The sequence below is a fragment of the Janibacter sp. FSL W8-0316 genome (assembly GCF_038004165.1).
Classification (GTDB): domain Bacteria; phylum Actinomycetota; class Actinomycetes; order Actinomycetales; family Dermatophilaceae; genus Janibacter; species Janibacter indicus.
In genome coordinates this window covers 3,243,648-3,267,684 of the sequence record NZ_JBBOQX010000001.1, presented here as the reverse complement: position 1 = coordinate 3,267,684, position 24,037 = coordinate 3,243,648, and the positions used below count along the sequence as shown (strand labels likewise).

Genomic DNA, 24,037 nt, shown 5'->3' with positions numbered 1-24,037 from the left:
ACGCACCAGACTACCGGCGATCCCCCTTTCGTCCCAAACCGACGAAGGGAGTGGGCCTCAGGGCCGGGGCAGACGCTCGACGAGGGCGTCGCGCACCTCGTCGGAGACGAGACCGGTGACGTCGCCGCCGAAGCGCGCGACCTCCTTGACCAACGAGGAGGAGACGTGCTCGTGGCGCGGGTCGCCGGGGATGAAGAGGGTCTCGACACCGGTGAGATGACGGTTCATGAGCGCCATCGGCCACTCGTAGGAGAAGTCGGTCTCCCCGCGCAGGCCCTTGAGCAGCACCCGGGCCTCGAGCTCGGTGCACACGTCCACGATCAGCCGGTTGGCGAAGGCCTGCACCCGCACGTTGTCGAGGTCGGCCACCTGCGCCTCGATGAGGGCGACCCGCTCGTCGACGGTGAAGGTCCCCTGCTTCGCGGGGTTGTGCAGGATCGCCACGACGACCTCGTCGAAGAGCGTGGCGCCCCGGCGGAAGACGTCGACGTGGCCGACGGTCACCGGGTCGTAGGAGCCCGGGCAGACAGCGCGCGTCACGACGGCTGGTCGTCGTTGGGCAGGAGCCCGTCCTCGTAGGCCTGCTTCACCAGCGACTCGACCTGCTCGAGCGACCCGGCGCCGTCCTCGAGCAGCTCGTTGCGTCGGGCGGCCCAGCCGGCACCCAGCTGCTGGCGCAGCTCCTCGGAGGCGTCCTCGCGAGCCGGGTTGAGGATGGTCTGCTCCTCCTCGCCGATGTGGTGGTTGAGCACCTCGGCGACCGCCTCCACGGCGTCGTCGAACTTCTGGGTGTCGGTGCCCTTGGCCTGCAGCAGGTGGAGCAGCGCCTCGTTGGTCGCAGCGTGCTCCTTCTCCCCGTGGTGCTCCTCCTCGCCCTCGATGACATCGCGTCGGACGAGCTTGGGATAGACGACCTCCTCCTCGGCCTCGCTGTGCGCGATGAGCACCGCGGCGAATGCGCTGCGGGCCCCGTCGCGGTCGGCGCTGACATCACGCATGTCGCGCATGAGGTCCTCGAAGAGCCGGTGGTCGTCGGCGATGAGGTCGGTGATGTCCCCAGCGGCCGGGCGCGGGATCGTGTAGTCGCTCATGCCCCCATTCCTACCGGATGCACCGGGCCCGCGGCGGGATGCGGGGCGCTCAGATCTGGTAGTCGGGCGCGACCCGGGTCGCGAACCACAAGGTCGTCTCGCCGTAGGACTTCGACCCCTCGGCGACGATCCCGTCGGGCCAGGTCGGCTCCGGCGAGCGCGACGAGCGCTCGATGACGATGACCGGCTCCTGCGCGAGCCACTGGTGGGCGAGGAGCATCTCGAGGACCGCGCCGAGCGACTCCTCGGTGACGTCGTAGGGCGGGTCGGCGAGAACGAGGTCGTACATCAGCGAGGCCGGCCGGTCGAGCGCCTGCTCGACGGAGCAGGACTGCAGCCGCGCCCCGGCGACGCCGAGGTCGGAGATGTTGGCGCGGATCGTCGCGGACGCCCCGCGGTCGGACTCGACGAGCAGCACGCTCGCCGCACCGCGGCTGGCCGCCTCGAGGCCGAGGGCCCCGGAGCCGGCGTAGAGGTCCATGACATGGGCGCCGTCGATGACGCCGCGCGCCTCGAGCGAGGAGAAGAGCGCCTCGCGCACACGGTCGGTGGTGGGCCGGGTGCCGTCGCCCGCGGGCGTGCGCAGTCGCCGCCCGCCGGCCTCGCCGCTGATGATCCGAGTCACGCCCCCATGATGCGCCATCGCCGGCCGTGGGGACCAACCACCCCGCAAGGACGAAGGGGGTGACTCACCCCTTTTCGAGGTAGGCGGCCTGCTCCTCGTCGGCCCAGTCGTCGACCCGGGCACGCAGCTGCGGGTGGGCCGCGAGCTCGGGGTCGTCGGCGAGGAGTGCCTGGGCGTCCTCACGGGCCAGCTCGATGATCGCCTCGTCGCGCAGCACGGACAGGTGCTGCAGGTGGTTGCGTGCGCCGTGCTGGGCCCGGCCGAGCACGTCACCCTCCCGCCGCAGCTCGAGGTCGAGCCGCGCCAGCTCGAAGCCGTCGGAGCTGCGGGCGACCGCTGCGAGACGCTCCCCGGCCACGTCGCTCTCGGTGGCCGTCATGAGCAGGCACACGCCGGGGTCGCCCCCGCGACCGACGCGGCCACGCAGCTGGTGCAGCTGCGAGACGCCGAAGCGATCGGCGTCGAGGATGACCATCGTCGAGGCATTGGGCACGTCGACGCCGACCTCGATGACCGTCGTCGAGACGAGCACGTCGATGCCGCCGGAGCTGAAGGCGGCCATGACGGCGTCCTTGTCGTCCGGTGCCATCCGCCCGTGGAGCGCGGCCAGGGTCAGACCCTCGAGGGCGGGGTGGGCACGCAGCGTCTCGATGACCTCCTCGACGGCCGCGAGCGGTCGTTGGGGCGCCTCCGGCTCCTCGACCCGCTCGCCGTCGGCCTCGTCGTCGGCCGGCCCGTGCTCGTCGACGAGGTCGATGCCGTCGAGGTCGTCGGGACCGTCGCCGCCGATGCGGGGGCAGACGACGTAGGCCTGCCGGCCGGCGGCGACCTCCTCGGCGACGCGCTGCCACGTCCGGTCGACCCACCCGGGCTTCTGCGTCGGGACGACGTGCGTCGTGATCGGCTGCCGGCCCCGTGGCAGCTCGCGCAGCGTCGAGGTCTCCATGTCGCCGAAGACGGTCATCGCGACGGTGCGCGGGATCGGGGTCGCGGTCATGACGAGCACGTGGGGAGGCGTCCTCCCCTTCGCCCGCAGCGCGTCGCGCTGCTCGACGCCGAAGCGGTGCTGCTCGTCGACGACGACGAGCGCGAGGTCGGCGAAGGTCACCTTCTCCTCGAGCAGGGCGTGGGTGCCGATGACGATGCCGGCGTCGCCGGAGGCGATGTCGAGCATCGCCTGCTTGCGCCGGGCGGCCGACATCGAGCCGGTGAGCAGCGTGACCCGGGTGGCCTGCTCGGCGCCGCCGAGCATCCCGGCCTCGGCGAGGTCGCCGAGCATGGCGCGGATCGAGCCGGCGTGCTGCGCCGCGAGCACCTCGGTGGGCGCGAGCAGGGCCGCCTGCCCGCCGGAGTCGACCGCGGCGAGCATGGCGCGCAGGGCGACGACGGTCTTGCCGGAACCGACCTCGCCCTGCAGCAGCCGCTGCATCGGGGTCGGCCGGGCCATCTCGCCGAGGATCTCGGCGCTCACCTGCTGCTGGCCGGCGGTCAGCTCGAAGGGCAGGCGCGCGTCGAACTCGGCGAGCAGTCCGCCGTCGCGCGCCGAGCGGCCCCGGGTCGCCACCGCCGCGGCGGCGATCCGACGCTGCCCGAGCAGGCTCTGCAGGACGAGGGCCTCCTCGTAGCGCAGGTGGCGACGGGCCGCGTCGACCTCACCGTGGTCGCGTGGGGCGTGCAGGGCGCGAAGGGCGCCGGCCCGGTCGAGCAGGTCGCGCTTGCTCCGCAGGATCTCGGGGATCGTGTCGACGACCCCATCGAGCTGGCCGAGGACGAGCCGCACGCAGCGGGTGATGGTCCACGGATGGACGCCGGGTACGTGCCGGTAGATCGGGATGAGCCCGGTGTGGTCGGCGTCGCCGAGCTCGCCGAGGGCGGCCGCCTCCTCGAGCGTGGCGTAGCCGGGGTGGGCCAGCTGCGTCTGCCCGCGGAACTGCGAGACCGTCCCCGCGAAGAGCAGCTCGCGGCCGGCAACGAGCTTGTGCTCGTGACCGCGCGCGTCGAAGAAGGTCACCCTCATGTGCGAACGACCGTCGGTGATCGTCGCCTCGAGCATGCGCCCGCGGCGCTTGGCCATCTGCCGCGTGCTCGCCGACTCGACCCTCGCGACCGCCACGAGGAAGTCGCCGACCGCGGGGTGGCCGAGGTCGGCCTCGGCGGTGCGGTAGCGACGCGGCGCGAAGGCGAGCAGGTCGCCGACGGTCTCGATGTCGCGGTGCTTGGCCAGCTTGCTCGCCGCCTGGCCGCCGAGCAGGCCCTTGAGCCTGGTCTCCTCGGTCGCCACTACTCGGCCCCGAGCAGGAGCAGGTAGTGCGGCTGCCCCCCGTCGACGACCTGGACCTCGATGCCGTCACGGCGCTCCTCGATCCACCGCTCGAGCCGGCCGACGAGACCGTCGGGCGCGTCGGCACCGACGACGAGCGTCACCAGCTCGGTGCCGGGGGCGAGGATGCCGTCGAGCACCTCGTGGGCGACCTCGTCGACGTCGGACCCGACGATCGTGATGTCGCCGCTCACGATGCCGAGGACGTCGCCGACGGCACACATGCCGCCGCTCGTCAGCCCGGCCTTGACGGCGATCGTCAGCGCGCCGTGCCGGGTCGCCGCGGCGGCATGGGTCATCGCGAGGACGTTGTGGTGCGTGGGCAGCGTGGGGTCGTGCACGGCGACGGCGGCCAGCCCCTGCACGGCAGTGCCCGAGCCGATGACGTGCACCCGGCGCCCCTCCTGCTCGGCGGCATGGGCCGCGGCATCGGCGGCCAGGCGGGTGTCGCGGTCGTTGGGCAGGAGGATGACCTCGTTTGTGCCTGCCTCGCGCACCGCGGCGACGATCTCCCCCGCCGAGGCCCGTCGCCCCGGGCCCGAGGGCACCGTGACGGCGCCCGCGGCCTCGAGCACCCGGGCGATGCCGGGCCCCGCGGCGCACGCGACGATCGACACGCCCGCCCGCGGCGCCCGGTCGACGGTCTCGAGGAGGGTCACCGCGACGCGCTGCGGCGCGGCGTGCAGCAGGCCGGCCTCGAGCGCGGCGCCGATGTCGTCGGTGTGGACGTGGACGTTGGTGAGGTCCCACGCGGTCGAGACGACGACGCTGTCGCCGATCTCGTCCAGGCGCTGCCGCAGCCGTGCCACGTCGTCGTCGGCGACGTCGTGCAGGAGGTACATCACCTCGTAGGCCGGTCCCTCGTGCCGCCCCGGCTCGGTGACCGCCCCGGCACCGGAGGAGGACCAGTCGGGCCGCCGCTCGAGCGAGGGGTTGAGGGTGAAGTCGTCGACGGCGTACTGCGTGGGCGCACCCTGCTCGTGGACGACCTGGTCGAGCGCCTCGACGAAGAGCAGGTAGCCCGCTCCCCCGGCGTCGACGACCCCGGCGTCGCGCAGCACCTGCAGCTGCTCGGGGGTGCGGGCCAGTGCGGCGCGGGCCGCCTCGACCGCAGCGCGGGTCACCTCGCCGAGGGTGGCGCCACCGACGAGGGCTGCCTCGACCGCGTCGGCGGTGGCGTCGGCGACGGTGAGGATCGTGCCCTCCTGCGGGCGCACGACGCTCTCGCGGGCCCGTCGTGCCCCCTGGCGCACGGCCCGGCCGACGGCAGCCGCGTCGACCTCGTCGAGGCTCTCGGAGGAGACGACCTCGCTCACGCCGCGCACGAGCTGGCTGAGGATCACGCCGGAGTTGCCCCGGGCCGACATCAGCGCGGAGCGCGACATCACCGCGACCTCCACCGCGAGCGGCGCCTCGCCGACGACCCCGAGGGCCTCCTGCTCGCGCATCGCACCCGCGAGGGCCTCGTCGAGGGTGAGGTACATGTTGGTGCCGGTGTCGCCGTCGGGCACCGGGTAGACGTTGAGCGCGTCGATCTCGGTGCGGCGCGCCGCGAGGGCCGCGCGGGTCATGACCACCCACCGGCGGACGGAGTCGACGTCGAGGACCTCCAGCACGTCGGTCACGTTAGTGGAGACGTGCGCCAGGGCGGGGCCTGCGGCACGATGTGGCACGGACCGAGACGGCCCGGTGACGCCGTTTTGTCTCTGCGGTCCCACCTCGGCTACTCTGTACCGGTTGCCCGGTGACGGGTCCCCCCTTCGTGGTGGACAGCCCGGGCGCACCACTCACTGACTGACGAACACAGGAGATACCCGTGGCTGCCAACTGCGACGTCTGCGGCAAGGGACCGTCCTTCGGACACTCCATCTCGCACTCGCACCGCCGCACCAAGCGTCGCTGGAACCCGAACATCCAGCGCGTTCGGGCCAAGGTGGGCGACGCCGGGGTGACCCCGAAGCGTCTCAACGTCTGCACCTCGTGCCTCAAGGCCGGCAAGGTCAAGCGCTGACCCGAGCCTGACGACATCGCCGCCGCTCCCCCTCACGGGGACGGCGGCTTTTTCGTGCCCGAGGCCGATGCCGTCGGGACGAAGGGGGTCACCCCCGGAAGTGGTCCCACCCGGTGACCACGGGCACCGCCCCGTCGACGAGGACCGCCGGCGCCCCGGCCGTGCACCGACCGAGCAGGTGCCAGCCCGTCGGCACCTCGCCCGGCGCGAAGGTCGCCACGAGCGAGTGCTCCTCTCCCCCGGACAGCACCTGGCGCATCGCCTCGTCGGCGCCGAGCGCCTCGGTGAGCGGCCCGGCCGCGTGCTCCCGCAGAGCCTCGCCGTCCAGCTCGACACCCACCCCGCTCGCCCGGGCGATGCGACCCAGGTCGCGCACGAGCCCGTCGGACAGGTCGATCATCGAGGTCGCGCCGGCGTCGGCGGCGACCGGGCCCTGCTCCCACGGCGGTCGACCGGCGGTCCGGTGGGCCAGGCACAGGTCGTGCACGACACGGTGGGCCGACATCGCGTCAGGGGCGTCGTGGGTGCGCCCCCGATCGGCGAGGAGCAGTTGCAGCCCACCGCCGGAGCGGCCGAGCGTGCCGCAGACCGCGACGACATCGCCGGGGCGGGCACCGTCGCGACGGACCGCGGCGCGACCGCCGAGGTCGCCGACCGCGGTGATCGCCACCATGACCGTGCCCGGGCCGGCAGAGGACAGGTCACCGCCGAGGACCGGCGCCGAGGCCTCGCGCGCGGCCGCGGCGATGCCCTCGGCCAGACCGAGCGCCCAGTCGACCTCGGTGGCCGGGTCGGCGGCGAGCGCGACGAGCAGCCCCGTGGGCGTGGCACCCATCGCCGCGATGTCGGCGACGTTTTGCACGACGGCCTTGTGGCCGACCTCGTGCGGCGACGACCAGTCGTCACGCCAGTCGCGGCCCCGCACCATCGTGTCGGTCGTGAGGACTACCGAACCACCCGGCGCGGCCAGCACCGCGGCGTCGTCCCCCGGCCCGATGACCACGTCGGCGGTGCCTCCCTTCGCCCCCGCGTAGACCGGGAAGAGGCGGGCGAGGAGGTCCGCCTCGGACAGGTCGGACAGGCGGGTGGCGGGCATCGGTCACGCTCCATCGAGGCGAAGGGGGTCAGCACCGCACGGTAGCCTCCCGGCCGTGCCCACCACCCGCCGACCTCGTGCCCTCCTCGCGCTGGGCTGCACCGTGCCCCTGCTGCTCGCCGGGTGCGGCGGCGCGGTCGGGGTGGCCGTGCCCGACGCCGCCGACAGCCCGCCGTGCGTCGCCGCGGCGAAGCACTGGCCGTCCACGCTCAACGACCTCGAGGTCCGCGAGACCGACCCGGCCGACCCCGGCGTGCGGGCGTGGGGCGACCCGGCGATCGTCGCGCGGTGCGGGATGCCCGCCCTGGGACCGACGCAGGAGCAGTGCGTCGTCGTCGACGAGATCGGGTGGGTGGCCGAGGAGCTCGGCGACGGGACCCGTCTGACGACCTACGGGCACGACCCGGCGATCGAGGTCATCGTGCCCGACGAGCACGGCCCGGGGCCGCTGCTGCTGCCGGCCTTCAGCGACGCCGTCGAGGAGCTGCCGACCAACGGCCGCGAGTGCGCCTGAGCCACCTCCTCGCTCCGCATTGCCCTACGGCAATGCGGTCTCCCCGCACATTGCCCTACGGCAATGCGGCCTCCCCGCGCATTGCCCTACGGCAATGCGGGCCAAGGGAGGGTCAGCGCAGGCCGACGGGCCGCTCGAGGGCGAGCTGGATGAGCTCGTCGACGAGCTGCGGGTAGGCCACGCCGCTGGCGTCCCACATGCGCGGGTACATCGAGTGCGGCGTGAAGCCGGGCATCGTGTTGATCTCGTTGATGACGACCTCGCCGCCCTCGGTGACGAAGCAGTCGACACGGGCCAGACCCTCGCAGGCGAGCGACTCGAAGGCGGACGCGGCCAGGCGACGGACCTCGTCGGCCGCACCAGCAGGCAGGTCGGCGGGGCAGGAGAGGACGACCGAGGCCTCGTCGAGGTACTTGGCCTCGAAGTCGTAGAAGTCGTGCCCGTGCCCGGCCTCGACGACGATCTCGCCCGGCAGCGAGGTGCGCGGCGCGTCGAGCCCCCGCCCCTGGAGGACGGCGCACTCGATCTCGCGCCCGACGATGCCGGACTCGACGATGACCTTGAGGTCGTGCTCGCGGGCGGCCTCGATGGCCGCCTCGAGCCCCTCGGGGCGATCGACCTTGGACACGCCCATGGACGAGCCGGCACGACAGGGCTTGACGAAGACGGGGAAGGTCAGCGCGTTGACCGCGTCCATCGCGGCCGCCTTGTCCCGGCGCCACTGGGCGTCGGTGATGACCGTGTAGGGACCGACCGGCAGGCCGGCACCGGCGAAGACGACCTTCATGTAGTGCTTGTCCATGCCGGCCGCCGAGGCCAGGACCCCGGACCCGACGTAGCGGATGTCGGCGAGCTCGAGCATGCCCTGAAGAGTGCCGTCCTCGCCGTAGGGGCCGTGCAGCAGCGGGAAGACGACGTCGACCTCACCGAGCGCCTCGAGTGCCTGACCGGTGCGGTGCACCGTGAGGGTCGAGTCGCCGACGCGGGTCGGGAGGATGACGGCGGCGCCGGTGTCGGTGACCTCGGGGGTGTGGCCAGGCGTGAGCGCCAGCGCCTCGGGGTCGTCGCTCGCCAGGACCCAGGCGCCCTCGCGGGTGATGCCGACGGGCACGACGTCGTAGGCGTCACGGTCGATCGCGCGCAGCACGCCCGCGGCCGTGGCGCACGAGACGGCGTGCTCGGAGGAGCGCCCGCCGAAGACGACGGCGACGCGGGGCTTGCGGCTGGACTGGCTGCTCATCGGGGAGAGACTAACGCCTAGCCTCGCCACCATGGAGCACCATGACGCCGCGCAGCCCCTCTCCCCCCGCACCCGGGTCGTCGCCCTCGGCCGGCCCGAGCGGGTGCCGGGCGCGCCGCTCAACCCGCCCGTGACCTTCACCTCGACGTACATCCAGGACGGGCCGGTCAACTACGCGCGGGTCGACAACCCGACGTGGACCCCCTTCGAGGAGGCCGTCGGCGAGCTCGAAGGGGGCGACGCGCTCCTCTACTCCTCCGGCATGGCCGCGGTGCAGGCGGCGCTCTCGCTCGTCCCCGTGGGGGGCGTCGTCGTCGCACCGGCGGCTGCCTACAACGGCGTCGTGGTCACGCTCACCGAGGCGCAGCGCGACGGTCGGCTCGACGTGCGGTGGGTCGACGTCACCGATGACGCCGCGACGACCGCGGCCCTGCCCGGCGCGGACCTGCTGTGGCTGGAGTCGCCGTCCAACCCGCTGCTCGAGGTCGCCGACATCGCCGGTCTGACCGCGGCCGCGCACGAGGCGGGTGCTCTCGTCGTCGTCGACAACACCTTCGCCACGCCGCTGCTGCAGCGGCCGCTGGAGGACGGTGCCGACGTGGTCGTGCACTCGGCGACGAAGTACCTCTCCGGTCACTCCGACGTCATCCTCGGCCTGACGGTCACCCCCGACACCGACGCGGGACGGGAGCTGCACGCCCGGCTGGCCCGCCACCGCACCCTGGGTGGGGCGATCGCCGGACCGATGGAGGCGTGGCTCGCCCTGCGCGGGCTGCGCACGCTCTCCCTTCGTCTGGAGCGGGCGTGCGCCAATGCGGCCGACCTCGCCGAGCGCCTGGCCACCCACCCGCGGGTCTCGCGCGTGCGCTACCCCGGCTGGGGAGCGATCGTCTCGGTCGAGGTCGCCGGTGACGGCGACGACGCCGCCGCGGCCGAGGCCCTCGCGGCCGGCACCCGCATCTGGTCGCCCTCGACGAGCCTGGGCGGCGTCGAGTCCCAGCTCGAGCGCCGCCGCCGCCAGCCCGGCGAGCCCGAGGCCGTGCCCGTCGGCCTGGTGCGCCTGTCGGTCGGCGTCGAGGACGTCGACGACCTCTGGGCCGACCTGAAGCAGGCCCTCGACCGGATCTGAGGGGACCGGGGGGCTACTCGGTCTCGTGCTTGCGGGCGCGGGCGAGCAGGACCTCGACCATGTCGGCGGGGGCGAAGTCCTCGTGGACAACGCGGTTGACCATCTCGGTGATGGGCACGTCGACGCCGTGGGCGCGGGCGAGGTCGAGGATCGAGGCGCAGGACTTCACACCCTCGGCGGTCTGCTTGGTGACCTCGGTGACCTGGGCGACGGACAGGCCCTCGCCGAGCTTGACGCCGAAGGAGTGGTTGCGCGAGAGCGGCGACATGCACGTCGCGATGAGGTCACCGACGCCGGCCAGCCCGGCCATCGTGCGGGGGTCGGCGCCGAGGGCCATCGCCAGGCGGGTGGTCTCGGCCAGGCCCCGGGTGATGAGCGTGGCCTTGGTGTTGTCGCCGAAGCCGAGGCCGGCGGCCATGCCGACGGCGAGGGCGATGACGTTCTTGACCGCTCCCCCGAGCTCGGCACCGACGACGTCCTGGCTCGTGTAGGGGCGGAAGTAGCTCGTCGAGCAGGCCGCGGCGACCCGGTCGGCGGCGGAGACGTCGGGGCAGGCGACGACCGTGGCGGCGGGCTGGCGCTGGACGATCTCGCGGGCGAGGTTGGGCCCGCTCACGACCCCGATCCGCTCGGCCGGGACCCCGGCGACCTCGTGGATGACCTCGCTCATCCGCTTCGTCGTGCCGAGCTCGATGCCCTTCATCAGCGAGACGACGATCTTGTCGCCGAGGAGCGGCGCCCACTCGGTGAGGTTGGTGCGCAGCGACTGCGACGGCACCGACAGGATGACGATCTCGGCGCCCTCGGTGACCTCGGCCGGGTCCGTCGACGCGCTGATGCCACCCGGGAGTTGCACGCCCGGCAGGTAGTCGTCGTTGACCCCGCGGTTGAGCTGCTCGACGAGCTCGGGGCGTCGACCCCAGACCCGCACGTCGTTGCCGCCGTCGGCGAGGATCGAGGCGAAGGCGGTGCCCCAGCTGCCGGCTCCGAAGACTGCGATGTGGCTCACGACTGCTCTCCTGATAGGTAGTCGCCCGTGACGCGCAGGCCGTGGGCTTTCGGGTCGAAGCGCTCGGCGGGCGCACGCTCACCGCGCAGCACCTCGAGCTCGGTGGTGATCGCCGCCATGATGCGCGCCGTGGCAGCGGTGACCGTCGGGGCGTTCAGCGGTTGGTCACGCAGGTCGCCCAGGTCGACGGGCGGCCCGAAGCGCACCTGCATGAGTCGGCGGTGACGCGACAGCCGAGGCCGCTTGGCGTAGCGCGGCAACAGTTCCTGCGGGCCCCACTGCGCGACCGGGATCACCGGCGCGCCGGACTGCAGCGCCAGGCGCGCGGCACCCGTCTTGCCGCGCATGGGCCACAGGTCGGGGTCGCGGGTGAGCGACCCCTCGGGGTAGACGACGACGCATTCCCCCTCGTCGAGGGCGCGGACGGCATGAACGAGGGCGGCGCCGGCGGTGGAGGTCTCGCGGTCGACGCGCACCTGCTTGGCGTGGCGCAGCACCCAGCCGACGACCGGGGTGTCGAAGAGCGTGCTCTTGGCCAGGTAGACCGGGCTGTAGCCGCGGTTGTAGAGCACGTGCGCCCACGGGAAGGGGTCGACGTGCGAGATGTGGTTGGGGGTGATGAGGAAGCCGCCCTGCTCGGGCACGTGCTCCAGACCGCTCACCTCGTAGCGGGCCACGACGCGCATCGCGCCACGCAGCAGCCCGGCGGCCACGCGGTACATCACGGGCGTGTGCGTGCGGTGGACGACCATGTCACCTCTTCTTGCTGTGCGGCCTCGGTGCGATGCTCTCGCGGCGTGATCACCCTAGGCCACGGATACGCTCGGCATGTGCAAGCGACGGTCTTCTCCCACAGCCCCGACGACGGCACCGTCGTCGTCACCGACGAGGGCGTGCGCCTCGCGGCCACGCCCGAGGTCTTCGCCGCCAGCTCGCTGCGCTTCGTGCGCCCGGGCCAGCGCGTGAGCATCACGGTGTCGGAGGGAGTCGTCACGCGGCTGTGGATCGTCGGCATCGGCGACGGCGAGACGATCGGCTGACGCTGACCGCTCGGCGCGAGCAGCGCCGGCACGACGAGGGCCGACGACCGTGGTGGTCGCCGGCCCTCGTCGCACGTGGTCAGCTGTTGCTGCCGGAGGAGCTCGCCGTCGTCTTGGCTGCCGTGGTCTTCTTGGTCGCAGCCGTCTTCTTGGCGGGGGTCGTCTTCTTCGCCGCCGACGTCTTCTTCGCCGTGGTCTTCTTGGCGGGGGTCGACTTCTTCGCCGTGGACTTCTTCGCGGTCGTCGTCGTGGCCGGCGTCGAGGTCTTCGCCGCCGACGTCTTCTTCGCCGTGGTGGACTTCTTGGCGGTGGACTTCTTCGCGGGTGTGGCCTTCTTCGCCGTGGTGGACTTCTTGGCGGTGGACTTCTTCGCGGGTGTGGCCTTCTTCGCCGTGCTCTTCTTGGCGGTCGAGGCCTTCTTGGCCGGAGCCGACTTCTTCGCCGGCGTGGACTTCTTCGCCGTGCTCTTGGTGGTCGAGGCCTTCTTCGGCTTGCGTCCGGCGGAGAGGGCTCCCTCGGCGATCGACATCGCCGTGCCGCTCGCAGCCGCGGCCGCGCTCGTCACGGTGCCGGCGGCAGCACGAGCCGCGGCCGGCGCCGCCTTGGGCAGCGAACGCGGGTCGGCCACATAGCCCTTGAAGCTCGTGCCGGCCTTGAAGCGCGGGACGGAGGTCTTCTTGATCTTGACGACCTCACCCGTGCGGGGGTTGCGGCCGGTACGGGCAGCGCGCGCCGCCTTCTCGAAGGTGCCGAATCCGGTGATGGCGACGCGGCCCCCCTTGGCGACCTCACGGACGATCGTGTCGAGCACGACCTCCAGCGCTTCCTGGGCGGCCTTCCGGCTGCCGAGCCTCTCCTCGAGAGCCTTGACGAGTTCTGCCTTGTTCACGGTCACTCCCGTAGCGGTACGGCGCCGGTCGTCCCCCGGCTGGGAAGGCCGAGCCGTACACCCGACCTGTTCCGACGGTATTGGCGTCGGAAGCCCCAGTGGGTCATTTCGACGTCGCCTTTTCTTGCCGCACAAGCGCTTTCGACGTCGGCCCACCGCGCCGGGTGCGTGACCCTCCCTTCGTCGTGCGATGGGTTGACCTGCAGCACAACGGGATTGGATCAAGGTGTGACGTCACGACCGCAGCCGCACGAGGACGGCACGACGAAGGGGGTGCCGCGGCACCCCCTTCGTCATCGCGGCACCGACACGCCGGTCAGACAGGCGTCGTCGTCGGCTTCCAGCTCGGCCGGGTCGACTCGAAATCGGTGATGTCCTGCTCGTGACGCAGGGTGAGGCCGATGTCGTCGAGACCCTCGAGCAGGCGCCAGCGCGTGTAGTCGTCGACGTGGAAGGCACAGACGATGTCGCCGGCGGTGACGGTCCGCGCGGTGAGGTCGACGGTGATCTCGGCACCGGGGGTGTTCTCGAGGTACTTCCACAGCAGCTCGACGTCGTCCTGGCTCACCTGGGCGGCGAGCAGACCCTGCTTGCTCGAGTTGCCGCGGAAGATGTCGGCGAAGCGCGAGGAGATGACGACGCGGAAGCCGTAGTCCTTGAGCGCCCACACGGCGTGCTCTCGCGAGGAGCCGGTGCCGAAGTCGGGGCCGGCGACGAGCACGGAGCCGTCGCGGTAGGCGGGCTGGTTGAGCACGAAGGTCTCATCACCGCGCCAGGCCGCGAAGAGCCCGTCCTCGAAGCCCGTGCGGGAGACGCGCTTGAGGTAGACCGCGGGGATGATCTGGTCGGTGTCGACATTGCTGCGACGCAGCGGGACACCGGTGCCGGTGTGCGTGGTGAATGCGTCCATGGCTCAGGCCCCTTCGGTGACGAGGTCGGTGGCGGGCAGGGCGTCGAGGTCGGCCGGGCTCGACAGCGTGCCGCGCACGGCAGTGGCCGCGGCGACGAGCGGGCTGACGAGATGGGTGCGCCCGCCCTTGCCCTGGCGGCCCTCGAAGTTGCGGTTGCTCGTCGAGGCGGAGCGCTCGCCGGGCGCGAGGGTGTCGGGGTTCATCCCCAGGCACATCGAGCAGCCGGGCAGGCGCCACTCGGCGCCGGCTTCGGTGAAGACCTTGTCCAGGCCCTCCCCCTCGGCCTGCAGTCGCACGCGGGCGGAGCCGGGCACGACGAGCATGCGGACGGACTCGGCGACGTGGCGGCCCTTGATGACCTCGGCCGCGGCGCGCAGGTCCTCGATGCGACCGTTGGTGCACGAGCCGACGAAGACGGTGTCGACGGCGACCTCGCGCAGCGGGGTGCCGGCGGTCAGCCCCATGTACTCGAGTGCCTTTGCCGCAGCGACGCGCTCGTTGTCGTCGCCCATGGCCTCCGGGTCGGGCACGGCCTCGCCGAGGGGCGAGCCCTGGCCGGGGTTGGTGCCCCACGTGACGAAGGGGGTGAGTGTCGAGGCGTCGATGTCGACCTCGGCGTCGAAGACCGCGTCGTCGTCGGTGCGCAGCTCGCGCCAGGCCTCGACGGCGGCGTCCCAGTCGGCGCCCGTCGGCGCGTGGTCACGGCCCTTGAGGTATTCGAAGGTCGTCTCGTCGGGCGCGATCATGCCGGCGCGGGCACCGGCCTCGATCGACATGTTGCACACGGTCATGCGAGCTTCCATCGACAGTGCCTCGATGGCCTCGCCGCGGTACTCGAGGACGTAGCCCTGCCCGCCGCCCGTGCCGATCTTGGCGATGACGGCGAGGATGATGTCCTTGGCCGTGACGCCCGGCTGCAGCTGACCGGTGACGTTGATCGCCATGGTCTTGAAGGGGTTGAGCGAGAGGGTCTGCGTGGCGAGCACGTGCTCGACCTCGCTCGTGCCGATGCCGAAGGCGAGCGCACCGAAGGCGCCGTGGGTGCTCGTGTGGCTGTCGCCGCAGACGACGGTGGTGCCCGGCTGGGTGAGCCCGAGCTGCGGGCCGACGACGTGGACGATGCCCTGCTCGGCGTCACCCATGGGATAGATCTGCACGCCGAACTCGGCGCAGTTGTCCCGCAGCGTCTCGACCTGGATCTTGCTCACCGGGTCGGTGATCGGGCCCGGCGTCGTCGGGACGTTGTGGTCCTCGGTCGCGAGCGTGAGGTCGGGGCGGCGGACCGGCCGGCCGGCGATGCGCAGTCCCTCGAAGGCCTGCGGGCTCGTCACCTCGTGCAGGAGGTGCAGGTCGATGTAGAGGAGGTCGGGCTCCCCGTCGTTGCGTCGGACGACGTGTGCGTCCCAGACCTTCTCGGCCAGCGTTCCAGCCATCTCTCTCTTCCCATCCCAGCGGTGGTGCCACGGTGTGTGGACGGTCTCTCACCTCGAGATTCGCACGTCCCGGGGGCCCCGGATCTTGCGTCTCACGACATGAGATGTCAGTATCACTCCATGGACAACGGTAGCGGAGTCGGCGTTCTGGACAAGGCCGCAGTCGTGCTGGGCGCTCTCGAGGCAGGTCCCTCGACCCTCGCCCAGCTCGTCGCGGCGACAGGTCTGGCACGCCCCACGGCGCATCGGCTCGCAGTCGCCCTCGAGCACCACCGACTCGTCGCGCGCGACATGCAGGGACGCTTCGTCCTCGGCCCGCGCCTGGGCGAGCTCGCCGCCTCTGCCGGCGAGGACAAGCTCCTCGTCGCCGCCGGGCCCGTGCTCGGCGCGCTGCGTGACCACACCAACGAGTCGGCGCAGCTCTTCCGCCGCCAAGGTGAGCACCGCGTGTGCGTCTCGGCCGCGGAGCGCCCCGTCGGCCTGCGCGACTCGATCCCCGTCGGCGCGACGCTGTCGATGCACGCCGGCTCCGCCGCCCAGGTGCTCCTCGCCTGGGAGGAGCCCGACCGCCTGCACCGCGGTCTGCAGGAGGCGGCCTTCACCGCGACCATGCTCTCGGCGGTGCGCCGTCGCGGGTGGGCGCAGAGCGTCGGCGAGCGCGAGGCCGGCGTCGCGTCGGTCTCCGCCCCCGTCCGCTCCCCCTCCGGCCGGGTCATCGCGGCCGTGTCGATCTCGGGCCCGATCGAGCGCCTGTCCCGCCAGCCCGGTCGCCTGCACGCCGCGACCGTCATCGCCGGCGCCAACAAGCTGACCGAGGTCCTGGAGAAGCACGCCCGCGCCGCGGAGGCAGCCGACCGCGACACGGAGTGAGGCGCACGCACCGAGGGCGAAGGGGGCGCTCCCCCTTCGCCCTCTGCTGCACTTAACGCATGACGGCGCACACTCGCTGGTGGCTCGCGGCGACGGTCCTGATCGCCCTCCGGTCCTTGGCCGGGCTCTGGCTCGAGGGGACGACACAGGTCGCGACCACGACGGCTCTGGCCCTGGCGGTCCTCGCCGCACTCACCCTGATCGGCGCGTTCCTCGTCTTCGCCGTGGTGTCCGCCGTCCTGCGGACGAGCTTCGCGGACGCGACGTGGTTCCGACCGGTCATGAGCCTGGTCATCGTCACCTTCTGGGGGCTGGTCGCAGCCCAGCAGGTCCGACGCTCCCGGTCGGGCGGCTCTGGCCCCGAGTGACTCGCGGGTCGGGTCTCGAGGCTCGGGCGCGGGGCGCCCTCGCACCTCGACCAGCGTTGGGGCGGCTCGCTCCCCGGGCACGACGAAGACCCCCGCTCGGATGAGCGGGGGCCTTCGACCGATGTAGCCCCGACGGGATTCGAACCCGCGCTACCGCCTTGAGAGGGCGGCGTGCTAGGCCACTACACAACGGGGCCATGTGTGCTTCCCGGGCCGGCGAACCGGCTGGGCAACGGAGAGAACCTTAACCCCGAAGGGCGCTCTTTCCGAAATCGAGCGGCGAACCGCTCTCAGCGCTGGGGTACCAGGACTCGAACCTAGAACAACTGAACCAGAATCAGCCGTGTTGCCAATTACACCATACCCCAAGGAGGTATCACCGACCCTTCGGACCGGAGTCCGCGCGGCCTGTGAACCGAGAGACGATGCTACCCGCCGATCGGCGACTCCCCAAATCGCGCCTCAGGCCAGCGAGGCACGCAGCGAGCGCAGCCGCTCGAGCGTCGACGCCTGCCCCAGGATCTCCATCGACTCGAAGAGCGGCGGGCTGATCCGCGCACCCGAGACGGCAGTGCGCAGCGGGCCGAAGGCGAAGCGCGGCTTGATGCCCAGACCGTCGACGATGACCTCGCGCAGCGTGGCCTCGATCCGCTCGGCGTGCCACTCGTTGCCGTCGCGGCTCTCCTGCGAGAGGACTCCGGCCGGCACCTGCAGCGACTCGAGGGCGGCGATCGCCGCGTCGAGGACCTCGGCAGCGTTGTCCTTCAGGCCTGCTCGCGCGTCCTCGTCGATCTGCAGGTCGGCGTCGGCCGTGTAGAAGGGCCGCACGAGGGCGCTCGCCTCGGTGAGCAGCGCGATGCGCGTCTGGATCAGCTCGGCGACGGACTTCAGCCGGGCCAGCTCCCCCAGAGAGGGGTTGTCGCCGAGGACGCCGTCGGCCTGCAGGTACGGAAGCAGGCGCGAGGTGAAGTCCTCGAGCTCGAGGTCGCGGATCCATGCGCCGTTGAGCCACTCGAGCTTCTTGAGGTCGAAGATCGGGCCGACGGTGTTGACCTTGCTCCAGGCGAAGTCGCGGCTGAACTCCTCGAAGGTGAACTTCTCGACGTCCTGGCCGTCCTCCCCCTTCGCCGGCGGGTAGGCCAGCAGGCCGAGGAAGTTGACGACGGCCTCGGGCAGGTAACCCTGCTCCTGGAACCACGTGAGGCGGGCCTCGGGGTTCTTGCGTTTGGAGATCTTCGACTTGTTGGTGTTGCGCAGCAGCGGCATGTGCGCGAACTTCGGCGGCGTCAGCCCGAGCCACTGGTAGAGCAGCACGTGCTTGGGGGTCGAGGAGATCCACTCCTCGCCGCGGACGACGTGGGTGATGCCCATCTCGTGGTCGTCGACGACGACGGCCATGTGATAGGTCGGGAAGCCGTCGGCCTTGAGGATCACCTGGTCGTCGGGACGCGGCGCGGAGACGGTGCCGCGGATGACGTCCTCGAAGGTCGTCGGCGCGTCGTCGGGCACGAGCATGCGCACGACCGGGGTCTCGTTGAAGCCCTCGAGCTCGGCCCGCTCCTCACGCGTCTTGCCGACGCACAGGCGGTCGTAGCCGGTGGGCAGCTTGAGCTTCTGCTGCTTCTCGCGCATCGCGGTCAGGCGCTCGGTGGAGCACCAGCAGTAGTAGGCGCGGCCGTCCTCGATGAGCTTGTCGACGTAGGGCCGGTAGGTCTCGAGGCGCTCGCTCTGCCGGTAGGGCGCGTAGGGACCGCCGACGTCGGGCCCCTCGTCCCACCGCAGCCCGAGCCAGCCGAGGGTGTCGTAGAGCTGCTGCTCGCTCGTCTCGTTGAACCGCGCCCGGTCGGTGTCCTCGATGCGCAGGACGAACTGGCCACCCTGCTGTCGCGCGAAGGCGAGGTTGAACAGGGCCATGTAGGCGGTGCCGACGTGCGGGTCGCCGGTGGGCGACGGCGCGACGCGCAGGCGAGGGGCGGTGGGCTCGGTCGGTGCAGAGGAGTCGCTCATGATGCGCCGATCGTATCGCCGCGACGAAGGGGGCACCCGTCACCTAGTCGGGGTAGCGCTCCTCCATGGCGTCGTCCATCGGCGACCAGCTGTGGCCCCAGACGCCCTCGCCGACCGCGACGCCGGTCCGGGCGCCGGCCTGGGCGCCCTCGGCGATGTCGTCACCGACGTCGAAGGGGTTGCCGTCGAACAGCCCGGTGACCCCGCCCACGGCGCCACCCACGAGGGCGCCGCCGGCGCCGGTCGCGCCCACCGTGATGTCGCGGCCGAGGCTCGGCGGGGTCTCGAGGGTGATCTGGGTGCCGGGGGCGTCGGGCAGGCCGGTCGCTTCCTGCACGTTGGTCAGCCCGTCGGTCTCCATCCGGTATGCACGCATCTGCCCCTGACTGGCTTCGGCCTGCACGCTGGCGGCGGTGGCCCCGTCGCCCCGCATCTCGGCGGCCGCGGCCGCGGTGTCGTCGTGGACGCCCGACGCGTCGAAGGTCACCGCCGGCTGGCCGGTCGCCATCGCTGCGGCTGCGGCGAACCCGCCGCCGAGGCTGTGCCCGGTGAAGGTGACGTTGCCGCCGGTCGCGTCGTTGACCTCCACGGCCAGCTCCATCGCCCGCTGGTACTGGGGGTCGTCGTGGCCGAGGGCCTGACGACCGTTGGTCACCCAGTCCTCGCCCTCGACCGACCCCTGGAAGGCGACGACGTAGCCACCGTCAGGCGTGCGGACGAGATAGGCCTGCGGTGACGAGTCCGGGCCGAAGTCGGCGGGGTCGAGTCCGAGCGCGGCGATCTCCTCGGCACTCGGCGCGGTGTAGCCCTCGGGCAGCGGCGGCTGGTCGTAGCCGAACACCGGCACGCCATGGAGGGGGTGCCGGGTGCCCTGCGCGTGGAAGGCGATCTCCCACAGGTCCCTGTCGACCGGCTGGCCCTCGGTGCCGCGCACGTCCTCGTCGAAGGTCGACCCCGTCGGCGGCTGCTCGGGCGGTGGCGACGGGGGTCCCGCGGGCCGCGGCGCAGCCGGCGCCGCGGTCAGGACGGCGCCCGCCCCGTCGCTCGCGTCGAGCTGCTCCTCGGCCTGCTCGATCATCAGGTCGGCCATCGTCGTGAGCATGGCCGCGCAGTCGTCGAGCGAGCGCTCGGCCACGCGCCAGTCCCGCACGAAGTCCTCGCGGTCGGGCCCCTCCCACACCCCCGAGATCACACTGGTGCGGGCGCCGCCCTCGGCGCCGATCCGGCTGGTCAGCTTGGCCTGACCGCGCAGCTGCGCGGCGATCTGGCGAAGGCGCGCGGCGTCGGCGCCGTGGGTGAGGGTCATGGGGTCTCCCGATCCGTTTGCCGTGACCCTAGCCACCCCGGCCGGTGCCGGACATGGGGAGGACTCCCCTCCCTTCGTTGCGTGACGAAGGGAGATCAGGCGGACCGGGGTGCGTACATGATCACGGCGACGCCGACCAGGCAGATCAGGGCGCCGACGACGTCCCAGCGGTCGGGGCGGAAGCCGTCGAGGGCCATGCCCCACAGCAGCGACCCGGCGACGAAGACGCCGCCGTAGGCGGCGAGGATGCGGCCGAAGTTCGCGTCCGGCTGCAGTGTCGCCACCGCGCCGTAGAGGCCGAGCGCGACGACGCCTGCGCCGACCCACAGCCAGCCGCGGTGCTCGCGCAGGCCCTGCCACACGAGCCAGGCCCCGCCGATCTCGAGGAGGGCGGCGAGGACGAAGAGCGGGACCGACCGGGCGACGTCCATCAGGCCCGCGTCACTCGGAGGCGACGAAGGGGTTGGCCAGGGTGCCGATCGCGTCGATGTCGATCTCGACCCGCTGCCCGGGGTCGACGAGGCCGACACCCGCAGGGGTGCCGGTGAGGATGACGTCGCCGGGCAGGAGGGTGAAGGACTTCGACGCGTGGCTGATCAGGGCCGCGACCCCGTGGACCATGTCGGAGCTGTGGCCGTCCTGGGCCACCTCGCCGTCGAGGCGGGTGACGATCGAGACGTCCTGCGGGTCGAGGTCGGTCTCGATCCACGGGCCGAGCGGGCAGAAGGTGTCCATGCCCTTGGCGCGGGCCCACTGGCCGTCGCCGCGCTGCAGGTCGCGAGCCGTGACGTCGTTGGCGATCGTGTAGCCGAAGATGACCTTCTTGGCCTCCTCGGGCTCGATGTCCTTGCACATCCGGCCGATGATCACCGCGAGCTCGCCCTCGAAGCTGACCTCGGAGGTCAGGTGCGTGGGGATGACGACCGGGTCGCCCGGGCCGACGACGGCCGTGTTGGGCACAAGGAACATCATCGGCTCGGCCGGCACCTCGTTGCCCATCTCGGCCGCGTGGTCGGCGTAGTTGCGCCCGATGCCGATGATCTTGCTCCGCGGGATGACCGGCGCGAGCAGTCGCACCTCGTCGACCGTCGTCGTGCGACCGGTCAGCTCGATCCGCTGGTAGAGCGGGTCGCCGGTCACCTCGGCGATCTTCTTGCCGTCTGCGTCGACGAGCCCGTAGACGGGGTCGTCACCTTCGGTGTATCTCGCGATGCGCACGGCACCACCCTAGTGACCATCTAGCCTTGCCCCGATGACGACCCTGATCCGTGACGAGTGGCGTGCTCGTGCGCGGGCCCACGAGGCGGCGGTCGACGAGCTGACGGCCGCCCACCGTGAGCGGCGGGCACGCGGCGAGCGCCACGCGGTCGAGGACTTCCTCTTCGAGTACTACGCCCACCGCCCGTCGCACCTGCGCCGCTGGCACCCTGGACCCGACGTGACCCTGCTCGACGCCGCCGACGTCTACACCGGGCGCTCCGGCTACACGGTGGACTCGGACGGCAGCGTCCGCCTCGACGTCGACGACTTCGTCGGGCGAAGGGGGCGGACGGTCACCTTCGTCAGGGACCTGCTCACGGCGACCCTGTCGCGCCCCGGCACCCACGACTGCTTCGGCCTGCACGAGTGGGCGATGGTCTACCGCCTCCAGCCCGGCGAGCAGCGGCACGAGCAGCTCCCCCTTCGCCTGGGGCAGGAGGCGACCGATGCGGTCGTCGAGGGTTACCGGATCCGGTGCAGCCACTTCGACGCCTACCGCTTCTTCACGCCGGATGCGGTGGGGCGCAACACCCTTCGCCCGACGCGTGAGGACCAGGCCGACCACGAGCAGCCGGCCTGCCTGCACGCGGGCATGGACACCTACAAGTGGGCCTTCAAGCTCGCGCCGGCGGTGCCGTCGGAGGTGACGCTCGACGCCTTCCGGCACGCGCTGCGGGTGCGGCGCCTCGACATGCAGGCCTCGCCCTACGACGTGTCGGGGCTCGGGCTGCACCCGGTCGCCATCGAGACGCCGGAGGGCAAGGCCGAGTACGTCGCCCGCCAGCGCGAGCTCATGGTGACGTCCAACTCCCTTCGTCGTCGGATCGTCGAGGTCTGCGACCGACTGCTCCCCCGCTGACACCGCGCGCTGTCACGCTGGGGTCATGGACCGGCCGCTGGAGACCCAGGCGAGACGCTTCTACGACGGTGGGCCGCCCGACGGGCAGCCCGACCCCACGTCGCCGCCGCTCATCGTCCTCGAGCGCACGCTCGACATGTCGGTCGAGGAGTTCCGCATGGGGCGACGGCTGGGCTACCGCGACCGCGAGCTGGGCCAGCTGCTCGTGCCCGTCGACCCGACGACCTTCACGACCGACCTGACCTCGGTGCCGTCGGTCTTCCTCTGGCTCGTGCCGCGCACCGGCCGACACCTGCCCGCGGCCTTGCTGCACGACGGACTGGTGCGCGGTTCCTTTGCGGCGGCGCCGGGCGTGCGGATCGACCGCGAGCGCGCCGACCTCGTCTTCCGGGCGGCCATGGCGGACACCGGGACCGGGCTGATCCGGCGGTGGCTGATGTGGACCGCGGTGACCCTCGGGACGATCTTCCAGGACCGCAGCGGGACGCGGTCGGCGGGCGAGCGGCTGCGCCGGCAGGTCACGGCCATGGTGACCCTGGGGCTCGTCGCCGTGCTGGGGGTGCTGGCCACGCTCGACCTCTTCGACGTCGCGGTGCCGCTCGTCGGCGGCGTGCCGTGGATGGGCGAGCGGGCCTGGTGGGTCGAGCTGCTCACCGGTGCCGCCGGCGCCGTCGTCGTCCCCGTGCTGCTCGGCCTCACGTGGGGGCGGCTACGGGCCGCGGGCATCATCGCCGGCGTCGCCCTGGCCCTGCTGCTCCACGTGACGGCGGCCGTCGCCCTGCTGACCGGCGTCTACCAGGTCGCCGAACGCCTCGGCACCCGCGCGAGGACCCCCTGAGGCTGCATTGCCGTAGGGCAATGCAGCCTCAGGTGCGCATTGCCGTAGGGCAATGCAGCGTCAGGGGCGCAGGACGAGCAGCCCGAGGTGGAGCTCGAGGCGGTCGCGGCCGCGGGAGAGGTCGAGGCCGGTGAGCGACTCGATGCGCCGCAGCCGCGCGTAGACGCTCTGGCGGTGCAGGCCGAGGCGAGCCGAGGTGGCCCCGACCGAGCACCCCTCCTCGAGGTGCACCCAGGCGGTCTCGACGAGCTCCGGTGCGGCAGAGAGCAGCTCGGCCACCGCCGGCGTCCGCACGGCCTCCACCAGCTCGTCACCGGCGCTGCCGCCGAGGAGCCGCTCGATGCCCAGCGTGGCCCACGGGTGGACCCGGGAGGCCGCGGGCGGGCGCGGCAGGTCGGGGGTCGCCGGACGCACGACACGAAGGGCGGCGCGCGCCTCCCGCAGCGACGTCGCCGTGCTGGTGAGCGGCACGAGGGCCCCGACCCCGGCGACGACGTGCTCCTCCACGACCCGACCGAGGGTGCGCAGGGCCGACTCGGCAGCGTCATGGACCTCCACGTCCGTCGCCGCCGGAACGACGAGCACGAGGTCGCCCGAGCGCTCGGCGACGCCGATACGACGCGGCAGGCCTCCAGGCCCGTGCACCTCGTCGACCCGCAGCCGGACACCGGGCGCTGCGCCCAGGACGACGACCGCGGCCCGGGCGCCGGGGTCCACGGCCAGCTCGTCGGCCAGCTCGCGGGCGGGGCCGCTGCGCGAGCCCGCTTCCGCGTCGAGCAGATCGAAGACGAGGCGCTCGGTCTCGCGGCGACGGGAGGTGAGCCGGGCCAGGTGCTCCCCCGCCTGGTCGGCGAGCACCGTTGCGGCCTGGACCCGCTCGGTCGTCAGCCCCTCGGGGGGCTCGACCGCCCACAGGTAGCCCTGGGTGACCCCTCTCCACCGTGCAGGCAGACACAGCCGCGCCTGCGTGCCACGCTCCGGGTCGCCGGGCACGTGGACCGGGGCGCTCGCCCGCGCGATGCCGAAGCTCTCGAACCACTCACGGGTGCGCGGGCGCGCTCCGCGGGAGAGCACCGTCTCGGCCCGCACGCTGTCGACGTCACCGGCGTGCGCGGCGAAGGCAAGCAGCCGGAAACGACGGTCCTCGAGGGTCACCGGGGCGAGGAGGATCGCGGATGCCTCGTCGACGAGGTCCTGCACATCGACCATCGGACAAATGTA

The 24,037-nt window shown here is 72.4% G+C and carries 25 protein-coding genes and 2 tRNA genes; 8 read left to right on the top strand and 19 right to left on the bottom strand.

Annotated features, from left to right (window positions below; genetic code table 11):
- Nucleotides 1-57: 57 nt before the first annotated feature.
- From coaD to NYE39_RS15970, 5 genes are all read right to left on the bottom strand, one after another.
- Nucleotides 58-540, bottom strand: coding sequence for a pantetheine-phosphate adenylyltransferase (coaD, locus tag NYE39_RS15990; protein WP_072624106.1), 483 nt, complete (start codon nt 538-540; stop codon nt 58-60).
- Nucleotides 537-1,091, bottom strand: coding sequence for a hemerythrin domain-containing protein (locus NYE39_RS15985; protein WP_072624105.1), 555 nt, complete (start codon nt 1,089-1,091; stop codon nt 537-539). The genes coaD and NYE39_RS15985 overlap by 4 nt, the downstream gene beginning before the upstream one ends.
- Before the next feature lie 49 nt (nt 1,092-1,140).
- Entirely contained in the window at nt 1,141-1,716 is a 576-nt protein-coding gene (gene rsmD / locus NYE39_RS15980; protein ID WP_072624104.1) for a 16S rRNA (guanine(966)-N(2))-methyltransferase RsmD, read from the bottom strand.
- A gap of 64 nt (nt 1,717-1,780) precedes the next feature.
- Nucleotides 1,781-3,997 carry an ATP-dependent DNA helicase RecG gene (locus NYE39_RS15975; RefSeq protein ID WP_072624103.1) on the bottom strand — a complete coding sequence of 739 codons (2,217 nt, stop codon included), beginning with the start codon at nt 3,995-3,997 and terminating at the stop codon, nt 1,781-1,783.
- Nucleotides 3,997-5,661: a DAK2 domain-containing protein gene (locus NYE39_RS15970; RefSeq protein WP_226283046.1), complete on the bottom strand. Its 1,665-nt coding sequence runs from the start codon at nt 5,659-5,661 to the stop codon at nt 3,997-3,999. Before NYE39_RS15970 ends, NYE39_RS15975 begins: the two co-directional genes overlap by 1 nt.
- Before the next feature lie 191 nt (nt 5,662-5,852).
- Between NYE39_RS15970 and rpmB the strand changes: the two genes are divergently transcribed.
- Complete coding sequence (gene rpmB, locus NYE39_RS15965) at nt 5,853-6,047, top strand: 50S ribosomal protein L28 (RefSeq protein ID WP_007927862.1); 195 nt, start codon at nt 5,853-5,855, stop codon at nt 6,045-6,047.
- A gap of 88 nt (nt 6,048-6,135) precedes the next feature.
- On the opposite strand, the gene thiL is transcribed toward rpmB, so the two are convergent.
- Complete coding sequence (gene thiL, locus NYE39_RS15960) at nt 6,136-7,143, bottom strand: thiamine-phosphate kinase (RefSeq protein ID WP_072624102.1); 1,008 nt, start codon at nt 7,141-7,143, stop codon at nt 6,136-6,138.
- A 55-nt stretch (nt 7,144-7,198) separates the two neighbouring features.
- Between thiL and NYE39_RS15955 the strand changes: the two genes are divergently transcribed.
- Complete coding sequence (locus NYE39_RS15955) at nt 7,199-7,657, top strand: DUF3515 family protein (RefSeq protein ID WP_072624101.1); 459 nt, start codon at nt 7,199-7,201, stop codon at nt 7,655-7,657.
- 112 nt (nt 7,658-7,769) lie between these two features.
- Here the strand turns inward: NYE39_RS15955 and NYE39_RS15950 are convergent, their stop codons facing one another.
- The gene (locus tag NYE39_RS15950) at nt 7,770-8,897 is read right to left on the bottom strand and encodes a D-alanine--D-alanine ligase family protein (RefSeq protein ID WP_072624100.1); all 1,128 of its coding nucleotides are present in this window, start codon (nt 8,895-8,897) and stop codon (nt 7,770-7,772) included.
- Nucleotides 8,898-8,928: 31 nt separating this feature from the next.
- On the opposite strand from NYE39_RS15950, the gene NYE39_RS15945 reads away from it, so the two are divergent.
- The gene (locus tag NYE39_RS15945; protein ID WP_072624099.1) at nt 8,929-10,026 is read left to right on the top strand and encodes a trans-sulfuration enzyme family protein; all 1,098 of its coding nucleotides are present in this window, start codon (nt 8,929-8,931) and stop codon (nt 10,024-10,026) included.
- 13 nt (nt 10,027-10,039) lie between these two features.
- Here NYE39_RS15945 and NYE39_RS15940 read toward each other — a convergent pair whose 3' ends face one another.
- Nucleotides 10,040-11,035 (bottom strand): NAD(P)H-dependent glycerol-3-phosphate dehydrogenase, encoded by a 996-nt coding sequence (locus NYE39_RS15940; protein WP_341013278.1) that lies wholly within the window; start codon nt 11,033-11,035, stop codon nt 10,040-10,042.
- Nucleotides 11,032-11,787 carry a lysophospholipid acyltransferase family protein gene (locus NYE39_RS15935; protein ID WP_341013277.1) on the bottom strand — a complete coding sequence of 252 codons (756 nt, stop codon included), beginning with the start codon at nt 11,785-11,787 and terminating at the stop codon, nt 11,032-11,034. Before NYE39_RS15935 ends, NYE39_RS15940 begins: the two co-directional genes overlap by 4 nt.
- Before the next feature lie 78 nt (nt 11,788-11,865).
- On the opposite strand from NYE39_RS15935, the gene NYE39_RS15930 reads away from it, so the two are divergent.
- Entirely contained in the window at nt 11,866-12,075 is a 210-nt protein-coding gene (locus NYE39_RS15930) for a hypothetical protein (protein WP_072624097.1), read from the top strand.
- Between the two features lie 79 nt (nt 12,076-12,154).
- Here NYE39_RS15930 and NYE39_RS15925 read toward each other — a convergent pair whose 3' ends face one another.
- The 3 genes from NYE39_RS15925 to leuC all read right to left on the bottom strand — a co-directional run bounded on the left by NYE39_RS15925 (nt 12,155) and on the right by leuC (nt 15,308).
- The gene (locus NYE39_RS15925) at nt 12,155-12,964 is read right to left on the bottom strand and encodes an HU family DNA-binding protein (RefSeq protein ID WP_341013276.1); all 810 of its coding nucleotides are present in this window, start codon (nt 12,962-12,964) and stop codon (nt 12,155-12,157) included.
- A 316-nt stretch (nt 12,965-13,280) separates the two neighbouring features.
- Nucleotides 13,281-13,874 carry a 3-isopropylmalate dehydratase small subunit gene (gene leuD / locus NYE39_RS15920; RefSeq protein ID WP_084449442.1) on the bottom strand — a complete coding sequence of 198 codons (594 nt, stop codon included), beginning with the start codon at nt 13,872-13,874 and terminating at the stop codon, nt 13,281-13,283.
- Nucleotides 13,875-13,877: 3 nt separating this feature from the next.
- A complete protein-coding gene (leuC, locus tag NYE39_RS15915) occupies nt 13,878-15,308 on the bottom strand; it encodes a 3-isopropylmalate dehydratase large subunit (protein ID WP_192911691.1) in 1,431 nt (476 codons plus the stop codon).
- Nucleotides 15,309-15,428: 120 nt separating this feature from the next.
- Here leuC and NYE39_RS15910 point away from each other — a divergent pair, with 120 nt between their 5' ends.
- The gene (locus NYE39_RS15910; protein ID WP_072624094.1) at nt 15,429-16,178 is read left to right on the top strand and encodes an IclR family transcriptional regulator; all 750 of its coding nucleotides are present in this window, start codon (nt 15,429-15,431) and stop codon (nt 16,176-16,178) included.
- Nucleotides 16,179-16,237: 59 nt separating this feature from the next.
- Complete coding sequence (locus NYE39_RS15905; RefSeq protein ID WP_341013275.1) at nt 16,238-16,546, top strand: hypothetical protein; 309 nt, start codon at nt 16,238-16,240, stop codon at nt 16,544-16,546.
- 124 nt (nt 16,547-16,670) lie between these two features.
- Here NYE39_RS15905 and NYE39_RS15900 read toward each other — a convergent pair.
- The 6 genes from NYE39_RS15900 to NYE39_RS15875 form a co-directional block, all read right to left on the bottom strand.
- Nucleotides 16,671-16,743 (bottom strand) — tRNA-Glu (locus tag NYE39_RS15900).
- 99 nt (nt 16,744-16,842) lie between these two features.
- Nucleotides 16,843-16,914: transfer RNA gene (locus tag NYE39_RS15895), tRNA-Gln, on the bottom strand.
- A gap of 94 nt (nt 16,915-17,008) precedes the next feature.
- Nucleotides 17,009-18,553 carry a glutamate--tRNA ligase gene (gene gltX, locus NYE39_RS15890; RefSeq protein WP_341013274.1) on the bottom strand — a complete coding sequence of 515 codons (1,545 nt, stop codon included), beginning with the start codon at nt 18,551-18,553 and terminating at the stop codon, nt 17,009-17,011.
- Between the two features lie 43 nt (nt 18,554-18,596).
- Nucleotides 18,597-19,859 (bottom strand): hypothetical protein, encoded by a 1,263-nt coding sequence (locus NYE39_RS15885; protein ID WP_341013273.1) that lies wholly within the window; start codon nt 19,857-19,859, stop codon nt 18,597-18,599.
- A gap of 95 nt (nt 19,860-19,954) precedes the next feature.
- The gene (locus NYE39_RS15880) at nt 19,955-20,290 is read right to left on the bottom strand and encodes a YnfA family protein (protein ID WP_341013272.1); all 336 of its coding nucleotides are present in this window, start codon (nt 20,288-20,290) and stop codon (nt 19,955-19,957) included.
- A 10-nt stretch (nt 20,291-20,300) separates the two neighbouring features.
- Nucleotides 20,301-21,077, bottom strand: coding sequence for a fumarylacetoacetate hydrolase family protein (locus tag NYE39_RS15875; RefSeq protein WP_341013271.1), 777 nt, complete (start codon nt 21,075-21,077; stop codon nt 20,301-20,303).
- Between the two features lie 34 nt (nt 21,078-21,111).
- On the opposite strand from NYE39_RS15875, the gene NYE39_RS15870 reads away from it, so the two are divergent.
- Nucleotides 21,112-21,978, top strand: coding sequence for a 3-methyladenine DNA glycosylase (locus NYE39_RS15870; protein WP_341013270.1), 867 nt, complete (start codon nt 21,112-21,114; stop codon nt 21,976-21,978).
- A gap of 25 nt (nt 21,979-22,003) precedes the next feature.
- Nucleotides 22,004-22,816, top strand: a complete 813-nt coding sequence (locus NYE39_RS15865) for a DUF1353 domain-containing protein (RefSeq protein ID WP_192911687.1) — start codon at nt 22,004-22,006, stop codon at nt 22,814-22,816.
- Between the two features lie 60 nt (nt 22,817-22,876).
- Here NYE39_RS15865 and NYE39_RS15860 read toward each other — a convergent pair whose 3' ends face one another.
- The gene (locus tag NYE39_RS15860; protein ID WP_192911686.1) at nt 22,877-24,025 is read right to left on the bottom strand and encodes a PucR family transcriptional regulator; all 1,149 of its coding nucleotides are present in this window, start codon (nt 24,023-24,025) and stop codon (nt 22,877-22,879) included.
- Nucleotides 24,026-24,037 lie beyond the last annotated feature (12 nt).